Here is a 15976-nt window from a genome sequence, read left to right on the forward strand (position 1 = left end):
CCGCCGCCGGAAAGGCCGGCGGCTGATCCCCATACGGAGTTTCGCAAATGACCATCTCCCACCGCACCATTGCCGCCCTGGCCGTTTCGGCGCTGCTGGCCGCACCTGCCATCGCTCAGCCCGCTCCCGGTCCCACCGAAGGCCCCATGGGGGGCCTGCGCGCCGAGATGCTGGCCAAGTACGACGCCAACAAGGATGGCAAGCTGGATGACACCGAAAGGGCCGCCATCAAGGCCGACCATTTCAAGAAGCTGGACAAGGATGGCGACGGCAAGGTGAAGCGCGCCGATTTCCCGGCGGCATCCGAGGCTGCCCGTGAAGCCGCCAAGCAGGAGCACGAACTGGCCCTGTTCGACAAGATGGACGCCAACAAGGACGGCACTGTCACCCAGGCCGAATTCACGGCCTTCAAGCCGGAACGCGGCGACCACCCGATGCGCGACCGCAAGCGGGACCGTGCCCACGGCGACGGCAAGTAACCGGAAGCCTGCGCGATGAGCATGACGGCCGGCCTGTCGAAACGTAGGATGGTGGGAACGGCTACGGCGCCCACGGGCGGGGTTTGGGCGCACGACAGGCAGGACGTCATCTTGAACGATGCGGGTGAGACGGACGAGGCGTTGGTGGCAAGGGTCGCTTGTGGCGACCGGCGGGCCTATGGTCTGCTGGTCGACCGCCACCTGGACCGCACCGTCACCATCGCCCGGCGCATCCTGAACAACCAGGCCGACGCGGAGGATGTGGCGCAGGAGGCGTTCCTGCGCCTCTGGCGCCACGCCGACCGCTTCGATCCTGGTGCGGCACGGTTCGCCACCTGGTTCTACCGGGTGACGACCAACCTGTGCCTGGACAGGACGCGCCGCACGCCCATGGCGGCGCTGGAGGCGGCGGGCGATCCCGCCGACCCGGCCATGGACCAGGAACGGTCGCTGGCCGACCGGCGTACCAAAGCCGCCGTTGCGGCGGCCGTGGCCGACCTGCCCGACCGGCTGCGGGCGGCGGTGACATTGACCTATGATGGCGGCCTTTCCAATGCGGAAGCCGCCAGGGCGCTGGATGTCAGCGTCAAGGCCCTGGAAAGCCTGCTGGTCCGGGCGCGTCGCGCGCTTCGGGAAAAGCTGGCGGGATGGGGCGCGTGAAAAACCTTCTTTCTCGACGTACCGGCCAAGGGTGGCTGCCATGACGAAACGCGAATTCCTTGATCTTCTGGACCGGTACGGGGCCGACCCCGCCCGCTGGCCCGCCCCGCTGCGGCTTGCTGCCGACCGGGCGCTGGCCGTGGATGCGGATCTGCAGGCCCTGCTGGATACCGAACGGGTGCTGGAGGACGCGCTGGCAGGTCTGCCGCAAAGTTTGGCCGGGCCGGACCTGCGCCGCGCCGTGCTGGACATCCCCCTGGACCATCCGCGCGGCGCCATCGCCCCGTCGCTGGGCCGCATGCTGATCGATGGCTGGCGCCGCTGGACGGCGGGCATGGCCACGGTGACGGCGGCCGGCCTGATCGGCTTCGTCCTGGGCTATGGCCAGCTGGTGGTGCCGCCCGCCGCTTCGGCCGGGGAGCAGACGGGGGTTGAGGAACTGGCCTCCCTGTTGAGTGACACGAGCTATGATGACGCGGTCGATCTGGAGAATGCGCAATGAAACGGTCGACCCTGATCCTGTCGGTGCTGCTGGTCCTGTCGGCCGCCGGCAATCTGGCCGTCCTGGGCATTTTCACCGGTCATTGGCTGCGCGGCGGCGGCGACCGTGCGCCCAGCAGCGTCGACCGGCTGATGGGCCTGGTGCCGCACCCGCTGCGGCCGGAGATTGACCGGATGGTGCGCACCCGTGACGAGGAGGTGCAGACCAGGATACAGGCCCTGCGTGACGCCCGCCGCGCCGTGGCCGACGCCCTGCGCCAGCGTCCCTTCGACGCGGCCCAGGCCGATGCCGCCCTGGCCGACCTGCGTCTGCAGACCGGCCGCATCCAGGAAAAACTGCACCGTACAATCGTGGAACGGATGGCCGCGGCGCAAGCCGCCGGTACCCTGCCCCCGCCACCGCCCGACCATGGCAAGGGCAAGCCCGATGACAAGCCGCCGGGCAAGGACGGCCCACCGCCGCCGCCGCCCCGGCCGGAAGGGAACTGACTGGCCTGACAAGACGTTAGCCGACAGGAGGATCAATCATGGTGATGACCAACGCCCCAGGACTGCTGGCGGCGCATGCCCTGTCGCGCTTCGGCTTCGGCGCCGGGGCCGGCGATCTCGACAAGGTGAAGTCCGACCCGCGCGGCTGGGTCGAAGGCCAGTTGGCCCCCCGCCCCCTTCCCGCCCCGCTGACCGGGCATGAGGGTTCGGCGATCCGCGTGGCGGACTATCTGGCCGCCCGCAAGGCCAAGGGCGAGGCGGAGGAAATGGCCAAGAAGCGGGCCCGGGAACGCTATCGCGCCGATGTCGCCATCCGCACCCGCCTGGCCGCCACCAGTGACGCGCCGTTGCAGGAACGGCTGGTGCAGTTCTGGTCCAACCATTTCACCATTTCCACCCAGCGCCCCGTGGTCGCCCCCCTGGGCCTGGCGTACGAGACCGAGGCCATCCGTCCCTATATAATGGGCAATTTCCGCGACATGGCGCGGGCCGCGATCCTGCATCCGGCCATGCTGATCTATCTGGACAATGCCCAGTCCTTCGGCCCCGACAGCGTCGCCGGGCAGCGCCGCGACAAGGGGTTGAACGAGAATCTGGGGCGGGAGGCGCTGGAGCTGCATCTGCTGGGCGTGGATGGCGGCTATCATCAGGATGATGTGCGCGCCATGGCCCTGATCCTGACCGGCTGGACGCTGAGCGAGGACGGGGGGACGGCCGATTTCGTGGAGCGCCGCCACCAGCCCGGCGAGAAAATCCTGCTGGGCCAGCGCATCCCCGACAGCGGCATAGCCGAAGCACCCGCCGCCATCGACATGCTGTGCGCCCATCCCGCCACCGCCAACCATGTCGCCCGCAAGCTGGCCCGCCATTTCATCGCCGACGACCCGCCGCCGGCTGCCATCACAGCATTGGCCAAGAGCTTCCACAACAGCGGCGGCAATCTGGCCACGGTCACCCGCACCCTGGTCCGCCTGGACGCCGCCTGGGCACAACCGCTGGCCAAGATGCGCAGCCCCAACGATTTCGTCGTCGCCACGCTGCGCGCCAGCGCGGTGGAGGTGCCGGACGACCGGCTGGTCAACGCGCTCAGCCTGCTGGGCCAGATGCCGTTCGCCGCCCCGTCGCCCGCCGGCTGGCCCGACAATGCCGCCGGCTGGACCGGGCCGGACGCCATCCTGCGCCGCATCGACTGGTCGCTGGCCTTCGGCCAGCGGGTGGGGGCCAAGGTCGATGCCCGCGCCCTGCTGGATACAGCATTGGGCGATATGGCCGATGCCGGCCTGCGCCAAGCCATCGCCCGTGCCCCCAGCCCCGCCGAAGCGCTGGGTCTGGCCCTGTCCTCCCCCGCCTTTCAACGGAGGTGATCATGCACATGCATCGTCGTCACTTCATCGCCGCTGGGGCCGCCGGCATCCTGGCCGCCTCGGCCCCCCGCCTGTCACTGGCGGCGGCGGGCACCGACCGGCGGCTGGTGCTGATCGTGCTGCGCGGCGCCATGGATGGGATGGGCGCCGTCGTGCCCTATGGGGATCCCGATTATCGCACCATCCGCGCCAATCTGGCCCTGCCCGAGCCGGGGCAGGAAGGCGGGGTGCTGGATCTGGACGGACGCTTCGGCCTGCACCCGGCACTCGCCCCCCTGCATGAATGGTGGGGGCAGAAACAGCTGCTGGCCGTGCAGGCCATTGCCACGCCCTATCGCGAGCGCAGCCATTTCGATGCCCAGGACCTGCTGGATACCGGCGGCATCCGCGCCGGCGGCGATACCGGCTGGCTGAACCGGGCGCTGGCCCGGCTGGATGGCGGCGGCAAGGGGCTGGGCCTGTCGCTGGGCCAGGGCGTGCCCCTGGTGCTGCGCGGGTCGGTGCCGGTGGCCAGCTGGGCACCGTCGCCCCTGCCGGAACCGACCATGGATTTCATGGACCGCGTCGCCGGCCTCTACAGCGACGACCCTGTACTGGGTCCGGCGCTGGCCGCCGGGCTGGGTGTGGCCGACATGGCCGCCGGCATGGACGGCAACAAGAAGCGGGAGGGCGGCAAGGACCGGTTGATCCTGGCCGAAACCGCGGGCCGCATGCTGTCCGACCCCGCCGGCCCGCGCGTGGCCACGTTGGAACTGTCGGGCTGGGACACGCATGTCGGCCAGGGCAGTGTGCAGGGCCGCCTGCCCAATGCGTTGGGCCAGCTGGCGGAGACCATGGTGGTGCTGCGCAACGCCATGGTGGGCGTCTGGGACCAGACCCTGATCGCCGTGGTGACAGAGTTCGGGCGCACCGTGCGGCCCAATGGCGGCGGCGGCACCGATCATGGCACGGCCGGCGTGGCCCTGCTGGCCGGTGGTGCGGTGGAGGGGGGGCGCGTGCTGGGTGACTGGCCGACCTTGCGCGATGACAAGCTGTATGAAGGCCGCGACCTGGCGCCGACCACCGACATGCGCGCCCTGCTGAAGGGCATCCTGGCAGCCCACCTGGGTCTGGCCTCGGCGGAAATCGACAAACATGTCTTCCCCGATGCCAAATCCGTGCGGGCATTGCCGGATTTGCTCCGGGCGTGACGGGCAGGCTATGATGGGGCCAACTGTCAATGCCGGACCCTGGCCCCATGACCCACACGCCCCCCGCCGCCGATGCCGTCAGCGACTGGACCGACGTCTATTTCCAGCGCACCCGCGCCATCGTGGAGAAGTTCGGCGACCAGCCCGTGACCTATGCCGTGTTCATGCGCCGGCCTGTGGTCTTCGCCCCCCGGCTGGCGCTGGACTGGCTGAAAGCGGTGGCGGCCGAACGCGGCTTCACGCCCGACATCCAGCTTAATTACGAAGAGACGAAATGGGTCGGGGCTGGTGAGCCGATGATGTGGATCACCGGCCCGTTCAGCCAGATGGTGGAACTGGAAACCCTGTTCCTGATGAAACTGGGCCCCGCCTGCGTGGCCGCCTACAATGCCTATATGATGTGCGCGGGCCTGCCCAAGGTGGCGTTCCTAGCCATGGATGCCCGCCATTGCGCCGGCACGGAGATGGCGGAGATCATGGCCTATGCGGCCTCGGTCGGATCATCCCGCGCCCGGCGCCGCGATGGGGCCGTGGGCTTCGTGGGCAATGCCACCGACGCCACCGCCCATTATTTCGGCCATGACAAGGGGCTGGGCACCATGCCGCATGCCCTGATCGGCTATGCCGGCTCCACCGTGCGGGCGGCGGAGATGTATGCGCAAACCTTCCCCGGACAGCCGATGACCGTGCTGGTCGATTATTTCGGACACGAGGTGACGGATGCACTCGCCGTCTGCCGCCGCTTTCCCGACATGGCGGCGGCCGGTGACCTGTCGCTTCGCATCGACACGCCGGGGGGCCGCTTCCTGGAAGGGCTGGACCCGCCCAGCAGCTACGCCGTGCTGGATCGCCACGCGCCGGCCGCCATCCGGGGCTATCGCGATGAAACGGAGATGCGCCACCTGATCGGCGCCGGCGTGTCCGCCGCCGCCATCCATCATTTGCGTGAAAAGCTGGACGCGGCCGGGTTCACGAAGGTGAAGATCGTGGCCAGCAGCGGCTTTTCCCCGGAAAAATGCCGTGTCATGGCCGACGCCAAGGCCCCCATCGACGTGGTGGGCACCGGCAGCTACCTGCCCGACAAATGGGCGGAAACCTATGCCACCGCCGATATTGTCGACTATGGCGGCGTGAAGCGGGTGAAGGTCGGGCGGGAATTCCTGCTGCGGAAATGAAAAGGGGGCGGTCACCCGCCCCCCTTCACAAGCGCATGATACCCACCGATCAGAACCCGACGCGCAGGCCCAGGCCCAGCGTATAGTCGGGCGTATCATCCTCCACGAACAGCGTGTCGCCATTCACGTACAGGCTGGCATTGTCGCTGACCTGCACGGCCAGGCCCAGACCGGCGCGGAAGCCATCGCCCTGCGGATCGGGCAGGATGGCGGTATGGGTGCCCAGGGCGCTGGTACGACGGTTGGACAGGATCGTGGCATAGGTCTGACCATCGTCCTTGATCAGGTCTTCCTGATACCCGAACCGCAGTTCCGGAACCGCCACCCGGCCCTCCCCCAGATCGATGCTGGTCGATACCTGCCCACCGACATTCAGCAACAGCTGCTGTTCGGCCAGATCGGAATGGTCCAGGTTCAGGTGCAGGGCGCCCGTCTCGCTCCAGGCATCCAGCTCCACCCGGTCATAATTGAAGCTGACAATGGGGCCGTACCGCAGGCTGCCGGCCGTGGCGACGGAACCGAACTCCACGCCCGCATGATGGCCCTTGCCTTCCGTTTCGCCCGTACCGGTCAGGTTATAGGCGAAGGTGTTGCGGCTGATATCTTCCACCTTCAGGTCGATATAGCGATAGCTGGCGTCGGCATAGAAACCACCGGGCAGCGACAGGGTGGCATAGGGACCGACACCCCAAGCCGTCACCGTGGCCCCGCCCAGCGTGCCGAAATCACTGTCCGTGTCGGCATAGTTGACGGCCAGGCCGATGCGCACCGACCCGGAAAGGGCATAGTCGCCCGCCACGCCCGCCGACCAGCTTTCCGGCTTGGACAGGCGCTTGCTGTCCTGATCATCACGGGCCAGCGCGTTCCAGTTGCCGCCGGCCGACAGCTCGAAACTGCCTTCCGACCGGTTGGCCAGGCCCGCCCGGATGGCCTGCGTGCGGCCCGTCAGGTCGGCGGAGGCGGCGGCATTGGCCGCCAGCGCCGTTTCACCCAGCGCTTGGCCGATGGCGGGGCCGGTCACCGCCTGGCTCTCGGTCGCCATCGGGTCGACATAGGTCGGCAGGGTCAGGCGATAGGCCAGCAGCATCGTGTCATTCTCGACACCCGACGCATCGCTGTAGGCCTGGCCCACCTGAAAGCCGTTCTGGGTGACGAAATCATTGTCATTGCCGACAAACAGGAAGAAATCATCCAGCTTGGCCACGTCCAGGGCCGGCACCAGGGCCAGCGCTTCCCACTTTTCCGACAGGCACTGGGTCCGGCAATTCACATTGTTGGTGGCGCCGTTTACCAGACCGAACCTGGCCAGCTGCGACGCGTTGTTCATGTCGATGAAGCTGGCAAACTGCACCGGTGTGATATTGGCGACCAGCACGCCGTTCGGGGCGATGGAAGTGCCGGTATCATAGGCGGTGCCGGCGATGTTGGTCGCCCCCGTCACATCGATCAGGTCGATGCGGCGGTAAAAGCTGGTGGGGCTGCTGTTGGGCGTCGCGGCGGCACCATAGCCATTGCCGTCACGCGACAGCAGCAGGAACTGGGTATTGTTCAACGCCAGCAGTTCCGACTGTGCCGCGACGCGGTTCAACGCACCCGTCGGGCTGCCATTATTGTTGTACATGGGCAGCTGGATGACATACTCGCTCTTCAGCACGGGCGACGCGCTGTTGGACACATCATAGGCCAGCAGGCGCGTATTGCGGCGGCTGGTATTCGTGCTGGCGATATTCAGGTCCTGCACGGCCGCCGACTGCAACGCCACCCACAGCGTCTTGCCGTCGGGCGACAGCGACAGGCCTTCCAGGCCCTGGTTGTTCTGACGCCCGCGCGTCGGGTTGGCGGGATTGGCCTCGGCCGCGCCGAAATTCAGCGCACCATTGCGCAGCGGCAGCAGGCTGGCCGGCGGGGCGATGGCGGAGATCAGCGTGCCGTCCGCCGTGAAGTGATAGATGTAGGGGCCATATTCATCGCTGACCCAGATGGTGCCGTCGAAGGCCTGCACGAACCCCTCTGGGTCCAGCGCCAGACGGCCGGTGCCGGTCAGCGGCAGATTGGGCAGGCCATTGGCCGCCGGGCGATAGGTCAGGGCGCTACCGGTGGAGGCCGGGTCCAGGCCGCTGAACGGCGTGCCGGCGCCGTCCTTGAACTGGATCGTATCGACCAGCGACAGGCCAATCTGGTTCTGCGGTGCGACGGCGGTCCCCGTATAGGGATTGAAGGTCAGCGACACCACATTATAGCGCGGAATATAATTGGTGGTCGCCGCCACATTGTACCCACGGTCGGGCAGCGCATAGAGCGTGCCCGCATAGGAGCCGTCGGCATTGCGGTGCCAGGACCGCAGGTCGATCTGCATGGCCGACATCGACCCGAACGTCTCTCCGAACTTGTCACGCAGGGAGGCCGACAGGCGCCCCACGCCCTGCAGCCCCTGGTTCGTGAAGGTCGCGCCGTTCAGGGTGACGCTGGTCGCGGACTGGGCCAGCGCCGGCAGCGTCAAAAGGCTCAGCGCGCTGGCCAGCAGCGCGCCGCGGAACGATTGTTTCATGATGCCCCCACAAGATTCGAACTTGGATGGGCGGCTGATATCGAGTGCTGATGACAGTAACGTTGCGGTTTGAGTGACAGAATTATTTCAAGTCATGCAAGCGACGTGAAGAATGGGATATATAGTGTGTTCCGCGTAAAATATATGCAGCCGCGCAATTGCGACATGGCTTATGGACAGCCCGGTCTTAAAATTTCAACCGGGTCGCCAGCATCAGGGCCGTGCCGCCCTGCCCGTCCCAGCTCATGTCGGCATTCAGATTCATCCGGTCGATGCGGATCAGCGGGAATGGCGCCTCCAGCCCGACGCTGCCGCCGGTATCGGCGACCTGCGCCTTGACAGCCGACAGGCCGGTCAGATCAGCGACCATGCTGCCGGTCCGGGGGCGGTATTCCATGCCCAGGTTGGGACCCGCATTCTCGGTGCCCAGCGCCACCATGCCGGCCGTCAGCCGCCAACCGGTCTGGCCCGCGGTGCAGGCACTGCCCCAGCTGGTCTGCACGCTGCCCGACAGGGCGCCGAAACCGCCGGCCATGTCGCCGGAGACGGTGTTGGGCAGAAAGGTCTGATCGCAGCCGCGCGACAGGCGCAGGGTCTGGCGCATCCCCTCCGTCCCCATGCGCATGCCGACCTTGCTGTCCAGGCCCAGCGCCCGCAGCTGCGCATCGGCCTTCAGGCCCGCCGCCTGATAGGCGCGCGGATCGGCGGCGACACGGATGGGGGTGGCGCCAGCGACGGAAGGCGTATCGCCCGTGAACCGGGCCAGCGCGCCGTCATAAATCCGGCCGATCCAGTCCGACAGGGTGGCCATCACGGCCCGGCGCCCCTCCACGGGGTCGGACACCACCAGGGGTGCCTCCGTCACGGTGGCAGCGGGGGCGGTGGGCAGCGGCCCCACATATTGGGTGGACGGGGCGGCCACATTGTTGAAGCGGATGGCGAAGATCGTGGGTTGCGCCGTCTCGGCCAGGGCCGGCATGGCGGCGAACAGCGACAGCATCGCCAGCAGACCTTTCCGCTTCCCCATCCGTCCCTCCCCGCAATTGCAGCATAGCCTACCAGACCGATCCGGCAACAGCCTGTGACTTCCGACCCACCCCATGGAACATTCGATTAATATGACAATAAGGCATCAACGGGGCGACGCAACCCATTTGGTCGCCAAAGCATGACAAAAATGCGGCACGCCCGCCGGGGTAGCCCGAAATGAGAAAGGGCGGACCCACAGGCCCGCCCCTCTAAAACAGATACCAAGCCGTAAATCCGCTCAGTTGTCGCCCATCTTGAGGGCCGCGATAAACGCGCTCTGCGGGATTTCGACCTCGCCGAACTGCCGCATGCGCTTCTTGCCTTCCTTCTGCTTGTCCAGCAGCTTGCGCTTGCGGCTGATGTCGCCGCCATAGCACTTGGCCAGCACGTCCTTGCGCATGGCGGCGATGGTCTCGCGCGCCACCACCTTGGCGCCGATGGCGGCCTGGATGGGGATCTTGAACAGGTGGCGGGGGATCAGGTCCTTCAACCGTTCGCACAGCTGGCGGCCGCGATATTCGGCCTGGCTGCGATGGACGATCATCGACAGGGCGTCCACCGGCTCCCCATTCACCAGGATCGACATCTTGACCAGGTCGCCCTCGCGATATTCCTCAAGCTGGTAATCGAAGCTGGCATAGCCGCGGCTGATCGACTTCAGCCGATCATAGAAATCGAACACCACCTCATTCAGCGGCAGCTCATAGATGATCATGGCCCGGCCGCCGACATAGGTCAGGTCCTTCTGCACGCCGCGCCGTTCGGTGCAGAGCGCCAGCACACCGCCCAGATACTCGTCGGGCAGCATGATCGTGGCCTTGATCCACGGCTCCTCGATATGGTCGATGCGCACCACGTCCGGCATGTCGGCCGGATTGTGCATGTCGATGATCTTGCCGTCAGTCATGTGCATCTTGTACACGACCGACGGCGCCGTGGTGATCAGGTCCAGGTTGAATTCACGTTCCAGCCGCTCCTGGATGATCTCCAGATGCAGCAACCCTAAGAACCCGCAGCGGAAGCCAAAGCCCAGCGCCGCCGAGCTTTCGGTTTCATACTGGAAGCTGGCATCGTTCAGCGCCAGCCTGCCCAGGCTGTCGCGCAGATGCTCAAACTCCGCCGCATCCGACGGGAACAGGCCGCAGAACACCACGGGGATCGACGGCTTGAACCCGGCCAGGGCGGCGGGGGCCAGCCGGCGTTCCTCGGTGATGGTGTCGCCGACCTTGGTGTCGCGGATATCCTTGATGGCGGCGGTGACAAAGCCCATCTCGCCCGGACCCAGCTTGTCCACCGCGATCTTCTTGGGCGTGAAGAAGCCGACGCGGTCCAGCTCACGCGTGGCGCCGGTGGCCATGAAGCGCACCTTCTGGCCCAGCTTCAGCTCGCCATTGACCACGCGGACCAGGATGACGACACCCAGATAGGCGTCGTACCAGCTGTCGACGATCAGGGCCTGCAACGGCGCCTCGGCATCGCCCTTGGGCGGCGGCAGGCGGGTGACGATGGCCTCCAGCACGCCTTCGATGTTCAGGCCGGTCTTGGCAGAGATTTCCACCGCGTCCGACGCATCCAGCCCGATCACATCCTCGATCTGCGCCTTCACACGCGGCACGTCGGCCGCCGGCAGATCCACCTTGTTCAGGATGGGCACGATCTCGTGATTGGCATCCAGCGCCTGATAGACATTGGCCAGGGTCTGCGCCTCCACGCCCTGCGAGGCATCGACCACCAGCAGCGAGCCTTCGCAGGCTGCCAGCGAGCGCGAGACCTCATAGGCGAAGTCGACATGGCCCGGCGTGTCCATCAGGTTCAGCTGATAGGTCTCGCCATCCTTGGCCTTATATTCCAGGCGCACGGTCTGCGCCTTGATGGTGATCCCGCGCTCGCGCTCGATATCCATATTGTCGAGCATCTGCGCCTTCATGTCCCGCGCCTCGATGGCGCCGCAGAACTCGATCAGACGGTCGGCCAGCGTCGACTTGCCATGGTCGATATGGGCGATGATGGAGAAGTTACGGATTTTCGACAGGTCGGTCATGGACTCGTGTGCGCCAGGATGAAGGGTTGGTCGCGAAGATAGGGGGTGGTGCGGCGGATGGCAATCTCCGTGCGGGTCGGTGGGCGGCAGGGGTGGTGTGCAGCGACGGTGCGGACAGCGCAGGCATTTCCGGACCCGATTCGCCTCTGGGTGGGCCATGGAAACCGATGTCATAATCTGAATTACATTTCAACTTATCGGCAACGTCGCGGTGCGAGTAATACATGAATGTGCAGATACTGAAAAATTGCATTAATGATCGGTTTCGGGTTGACGCCAACCGGGTGGGTAGACATTTTAACGTCACGTTAACCAATGTACGCCTGTTTTCGAGATAATATCGTCTCATAATCTCTTATAGGAACAACGTGACCCTGACTTTCCGCCCCATCCCCGCCCTAACGGCCAGACCCAAATCGATCCCGTTGGGATTGAACAATAAGGGATGGGCACCAATCACCGGCTTTCTGACCGCGACGGTTGTCACGGCGTTGGTCTATGCATCGGTGGCGGAATATGCGCGCAAGGAAACGGTGACAGGGTATCTGACCCCACGGGAAGGGGTTGCGCGGGTAGCGGCCCCACGACCGGGGATCATGACCCGGTTGATGGTCGGGCATGGCGATCTGGTGGCGGTGGGGGACCCGCTGTTCGTGGTGGATACCAGCCACGGGCTGGCCGGCGGCGGCACTTTGGACGCCGCCATGCGCGCCGGACTGCAACGGCAGGTCAGTTTGCTGGAGGAACAGATCGGGGCCGAACAATCGCGCCTGCAATCCGATAATGCCCGCCTGTCGGCCCGGATCAATGGCTTGATGGCCGAACTGCCCAGCCTGGAAACTCAGCGGGCATTGCAGGCCGAACGCGCATCGGTGACAGAGGCGCGATTGCGGGCGCTGGGCGAGTTACGGGCTAAGGGCTTTGTGTCAGAGGCGGAGTTTCGGGCGCGGGAGGAGGCATGGTTGAGCCAGCGACAGGGCTTGGCCGCCATCGACCAGCGCATCACCACCCTGTCCGCCGACCTGTCCCAGGCACGCATCGACCGTGACCGCACCCCTCTGGACAGCGCCGACCGAATGTCGCGCCTGTCGGCCAGTCAGGCAGAGTTGCGCCAGCGTCTGGCGGAGGTGGATGCCCAGGGCGGGCAGCTGGTGCGCGCGCCGATGGCGGGGATGGTGACAGCCTTGCAAGCTACTCCTGGGCAACGGCTAGATCCGGCCAAGCCGGTACTCGCACTGGTCCCGGAGGGAGCTACCTTGCAGGCCGAACTGTATTTGCCAAGCCGTGCTATCGGCTTCGTCAAGCCAGGGCAGCGGGTGCAGTTGATGTATGATGCATTCCCACACCAACATTTCGGGACCTATGGCGGGTCTGTGCATACGGTAGGGCAGACCATGCTCTTACCACAGGAGGTAGTCGGTCCATTCCAGCCCGTTGAACCAAGCTACCTTGTATCGGTGCTTCTCGACCGCGAAGGCGTTGCAGCCAGTGATGCGATCATCCAGCTGCGTACGGATATGACGGTAAAAGCGGACATTACCCTCCAGAGGATCAACCTCATCGACTTTCTGTTTAGCGAGTTCAGAATTACCCAAAAACTGACTAGTTAGGCAATTTGCCAAATCAAAATATGGAGAGTTGAAATGCAGGTTATTGATATAGAATCCCTGTCCGCCGCAAGTGGCGGTAATTGGATGAAAGAGTTGGCCAAGGAGGTCCTTTATGACCTAGGTGTCGAAGCGATTTCAGCATGGGTTGATCATGCATCTGATCATTGGGGCGGAACACCCAATTATGAGAATGTCGATGCAATGGGCAATACATGGGGAGGTAACAATTTCTAAGAACGAAATTATGAATAAAATTTCAGATGCCATAAACTTTCTGGGCCCGCCAAAGTCGGGCTCAGAATTTTTTTCATGGAAAAAGAGCGCCAGCCTTGGCGCCATTCTAATAGCATTAAATTTAGTATATTCTATATTCATTAATTTCATATTCACGGACGAAGCAAAAAATCCCACAAATAACACGTATTTTCGTGTTTTCTGGATAATTTTTATCTCGCCATTTATAGAGACGATAGTTATTGGGTTTATATTCCTGACTTTTCGCCGTGTATTCAATGCTGCTGTTTTTTCTATTTTATGTGGAATTATGACTGGCGGCATAATGCACTATCCATGGGGGTGGTCAACACCATACCAAACGGTATCGTTTATTGCCTTTTCCTATATGTTTTATGTTTGGCAACGACATGCGGGATGGCGATCTGCCATTCTCATGGTTTCAGTAAGCCACATGATCGCAAACACCGCACCTGCGGTTGAGAAATTAGTTAGGATTCTTTTAAAGAATGGCGTGCCGTGAAAATTTCTATCCTCCAATCCGAAGCCTCGGAGTGCGGCCTTGCCTGCCTCGCCATGGTGTCTAACCATCATGGCTACGAAACGGACCTGCCTGCCCTGCGCCGTCGTTTCTCCATTTCCCTGAAGGGGACAACGATGAAGCAGATCCTGTTGATGGCCCAAAAACTGAGCTTCAGCGGGCGGGGGCTGCGGCTGGAACCGGCGCAGCTGAAAGACCTGAAACTGCCGGCGATCCTGCACTGGGACATGAACCATTTCGTGGTTCTGGCCAAGGTGAAGGGCGACCGCATCACCATCCTGGACCCGGCCAGGGGCGAACGCCGGATGACCGTGGCCGAGGTGGAGCAGCATTTCACCGGCGTGGCCCTGGAACTGACGCCCACCTCCGCGTTCGAGAAACGAAAGGAACGTTCCCGCCTGCCGCTTTCCTCCCTCTGGGGCCGCATCGCGGGCATGAAGACCGCGCTGGCGCAGGCGCTGGTCCTGTCCATCGTGTTGCAATTATTCGTCGTCGCCAGCCCGTTCTATATGCAGATCGCCGTGGATGAGGCGGTGCTGAAGGGCGATGGCAACCTTCTGCTGGCGCTGGCCATCGGGTTCGGCCTGTTCACCCTTGTCAAGCTGGTGGCCGATTGGTTGCGCTCCCGCGTGCTGCTGGTGCTGGGCGGCCTGATCAACCATCAGATGGGCACCAACCTGTTCCACCATCTGCTGCGCCTGCCCCTGGATTGGTTCGAAAAACGCCATATCGGCGATCTGGTCAGCCGGTTCGGCTCCACCCGTCCCATCCGCGACCTGATCACCAATGGGCTGGTGGCCGCCCTGGTCGATGGGGTGATGGCGATCGTCACCCTGGTGATGATCTTCATCTACAGCGCCAAGCTGGCGGCCATCGTGCTGGTGGCCCTGGCGCTCTATACCACCCTGCGGCTCGTCTCCTACCGCCTGCTGCGGATGCGGGAGGAGGAGGTGATTGCCGCCAGCGCCAAGGAGCAGTCCAGCTTCATCGAAAGCGCCCGCGCCATCCAGACCATCAAGATTTTCGGGCATGAGACGGAGCGCGAAGCGACATGGCAGAACCGTTATGCACAGGTCATCACGCGCGGGGTCGGGCTGGGCCAGTTGAATATCGGGTTCAGCGGCGCCAATGGCCTGATCTATGGGCTGGAAAACATCCTGACCATCTATGTCGGGGCCGGGCTTGCCATGGACAACCAGATCACCATCGGCATGCTCTATGCCTTCATGAGCTATAAGGGCCAGTTCCTGGACAAGGCGACCAAGCTGCTGGAAACCGCCATCTCCTATCGCATGCTGGACCTGCATCTGGACCGCATCGCCGATATCGCCTTGACGGAGAAGGAAAAGGGCCTGGAGAGCGACGCCACCGACCCGCTGATCCCGCATGAACTGAAGGGCGGTGTCACGCTGAAGGCTGTGTCTTATCGCTATGCGGAGACGGAGCCCGACGTGATCAGCGGTATCGACCTGGAAGTGGCGCCGGGCGAGTTCATCGCCATCACCGGCCCGTCGGGCGGCGGCAAGACCACGTTGCTGAAGGTCATGCTGGGCCTGTTCCGGCCGTCGGCAGGGGAGGTGCTGTTCGATGGCGTGCCCGCCGACCATATCGGCCCCGTGGCCCTGCGGTCACAAATCGGTGTGGTGATGCAGGATGATGTGCTGCTGACCGGATCGCTGGCCGAGAACATCACCTTCTTCGAGGCCGCCCCCGACATGGGGCGAATGCGCCAATGCGCCACGATGTCTGGCATCGATGCGGAGATCATGGCCATGCCGATGAATTACAACACCCTGGTAGGGGAAATGGGCACCGGCCTTTCGGGTGGACAGAAGCAGCGCCTGCTGCTGGCCCGGGCGCTGTATCGCCGCCCGCGCATCCTGATCATGGATGAAGGCACCAGTCACCTGGACGTCGCCAAGGAGCGGGAGGTGAATCAGCATATCGCCGCTCTGGGCATCACCCGCATCACCATCGCCCACCGGCCCGAAACCATTGCGGCGGCGGGTCGCGTGCTGGTGTTGGCAGGCGGGCGGCTGCATGAGGCACCGACCACCAAGGTGGCCGCGGAATAGGGCGGCGATATTTTTCTGAACGCCCCTGTCGGCACGCGGC

13 protein-coding genes are annotated in these 15976 nt (G+C 64.3%); 10 read left to right on the forward strand and 3 right to left on the reverse strand.

Going from position 1 to position 15976, the window contains the following annotated elements:
• The first annotated feature begins 47 nt into the window (after positions 1-47).
• Genes AC1Q7F_RS16605 through AC1Q7F_RS16635 form a run of 7 tightly spaced genes read left to right on the forward strand, consistent with a single transcriptional unit; the run spans position 48 to position 5858 of the window.
• Positions 48-479, forward strand: coding sequence for an EF-hand domain-containing protein (locus tag AC1Q7F_RS16605; protein ID WP_492508803.1), 432 nt, complete (start codon positions 48-50; stop codon positions 477-479).
• A gap of 15 nt (positions 480-494) precedes the next feature.
• Positions 495-1139, forward strand: coding sequence for an RNA polymerase sigma factor (locus tag AC1Q7F_RS16610; protein WP_492508805.1), 645 nt, complete (start codon positions 495-497; stop codon positions 1137-1139).
• Between the two features lie 40 nt (positions 1140-1179).
• Positions 1180-1641, forward strand: a complete 462-nt coding sequence (locus tag AC1Q7F_RS16615) for a hypothetical protein (RefSeq protein ID WP_492508807.1) — start codon at positions 1180-1182, stop codon at positions 1639-1641.
• A complete protein-coding gene (locus AC1Q7F_RS16620; protein WP_492508809.1) occupies positions 1638-2129 on the forward strand; it encodes a periplasmic heavy metal sensor in 492 nt (163 codons plus the stop codon). Before AC1Q7F_RS16615 ends, AC1Q7F_RS16620 begins: the two co-directional genes overlap by 4 nt.
• 38 nt (positions 2130-2167) lie before the next feature.
• Complete coding sequence (locus AC1Q7F_RS16625; protein WP_492508810.1) at positions 2168-3493, forward strand: DUF1800 domain-containing protein; 1326 nt, start codon at positions 2168-2170, stop codon at positions 3491-3493.
• Between the two features lie 2 nt (positions 3494-3495).
• Positions 3496-4683: a DUF1501 domain-containing protein gene (locus AC1Q7F_RS16630; RefSeq protein WP_492508811.1), complete on the forward strand. Its 1188-nt coding sequence runs from the start codon at positions 3496-3498 to the stop codon at positions 4681-4683.
• A gap of 47 nt (positions 4684-4730) precedes the next feature.
• Positions 4731-5858 (forward strand): nicotinate phosphoribosyltransferase, encoded by a 1128-nt coding sequence (locus AC1Q7F_RS16635; protein ID WP_492508813.1) that lies wholly within the window; start codon positions 4731-4733, stop codon positions 5856-5858.
• Positions 5859-5907: 49 nt separating this feature from the next.
• On the opposite strand, the gene AC1Q7F_RS16640 is transcribed toward AC1Q7F_RS16635, so the two are convergent.
• The 3 genes from AC1Q7F_RS16640 to lepA form a co-directional block, all read right to left on the reverse strand.
• On the reverse strand, positions 5908-8406 hold the full coding sequence (locus tag AC1Q7F_RS16640) for an esterase-like activity of phytase family protein (RefSeq protein ID WP_492508815.1): 2499 nt from the start codon (positions 8404-8406) through the stop codon (positions 5908-5910).
• Positions 8407-8593: 187 nt separating this feature from the next.
• Complete coding sequence (locus AC1Q7F_RS16645; RefSeq protein WP_492508817.1) at positions 8594-9433, reverse strand: hypothetical protein; 840 nt, start codon at positions 9431-9433, stop codon at positions 8594-8596.
• 240 nt (positions 9434-9673) lie between these two features.
• On the reverse strand, positions 9674-11476 hold the full coding sequence (gene lepA, locus AC1Q7F_RS16650) for a translation elongation factor 4 (RefSeq protein WP_492508819.1): 1803 nt from the start codon (positions 11474-11476) through the stop codon (positions 9674-9676).
• Positions 11477-11844: 368 nt separating this feature from the next.
• Between lepA and AC1Q7F_RS16655 the strand changes: the two genes are divergently transcribed.
• The 3 genes from AC1Q7F_RS16655 (at position 11845) to AC1Q7F_RS16665 (ending at position 15936) form a co-directional block, all read left to right on the forward strand.
• On the forward strand, positions 11845-13086 hold the full coding sequence (locus AC1Q7F_RS16655) for an HlyD family secretion protein (RefSeq protein ID WP_492508821.1): 1242 nt from the start codon (positions 11845-11847) through the stop codon (positions 13084-13086).
• 151 nt (positions 13087-13237) lie between these two features.
• On the forward strand, positions 13238-13843 hold the full coding sequence (locus tag AC1Q7F_RS16660) for a hypothetical protein (RefSeq protein ID WP_492508823.1): 606 nt from the start codon (positions 13238-13240) through the stop codon (positions 13841-13843).
• On the forward strand, positions 13840-15936 hold the full coding sequence (locus AC1Q7F_RS16665) for a peptidase domain-containing ABC transporter (protein ID WP_492508825.1): 2097 nt from the start codon (positions 13840-13842) through the stop codon (positions 15934-15936). The genes AC1Q7F_RS16660 and AC1Q7F_RS16665 overlap by 4 nt, the downstream gene beginning before the upstream one ends.
• Positions 15937-15976: the final 40 nt, after the last annotated feature.

The organism is Niveispirillum sp. GW835-FHT14G11, assembly GCF_058793615.1.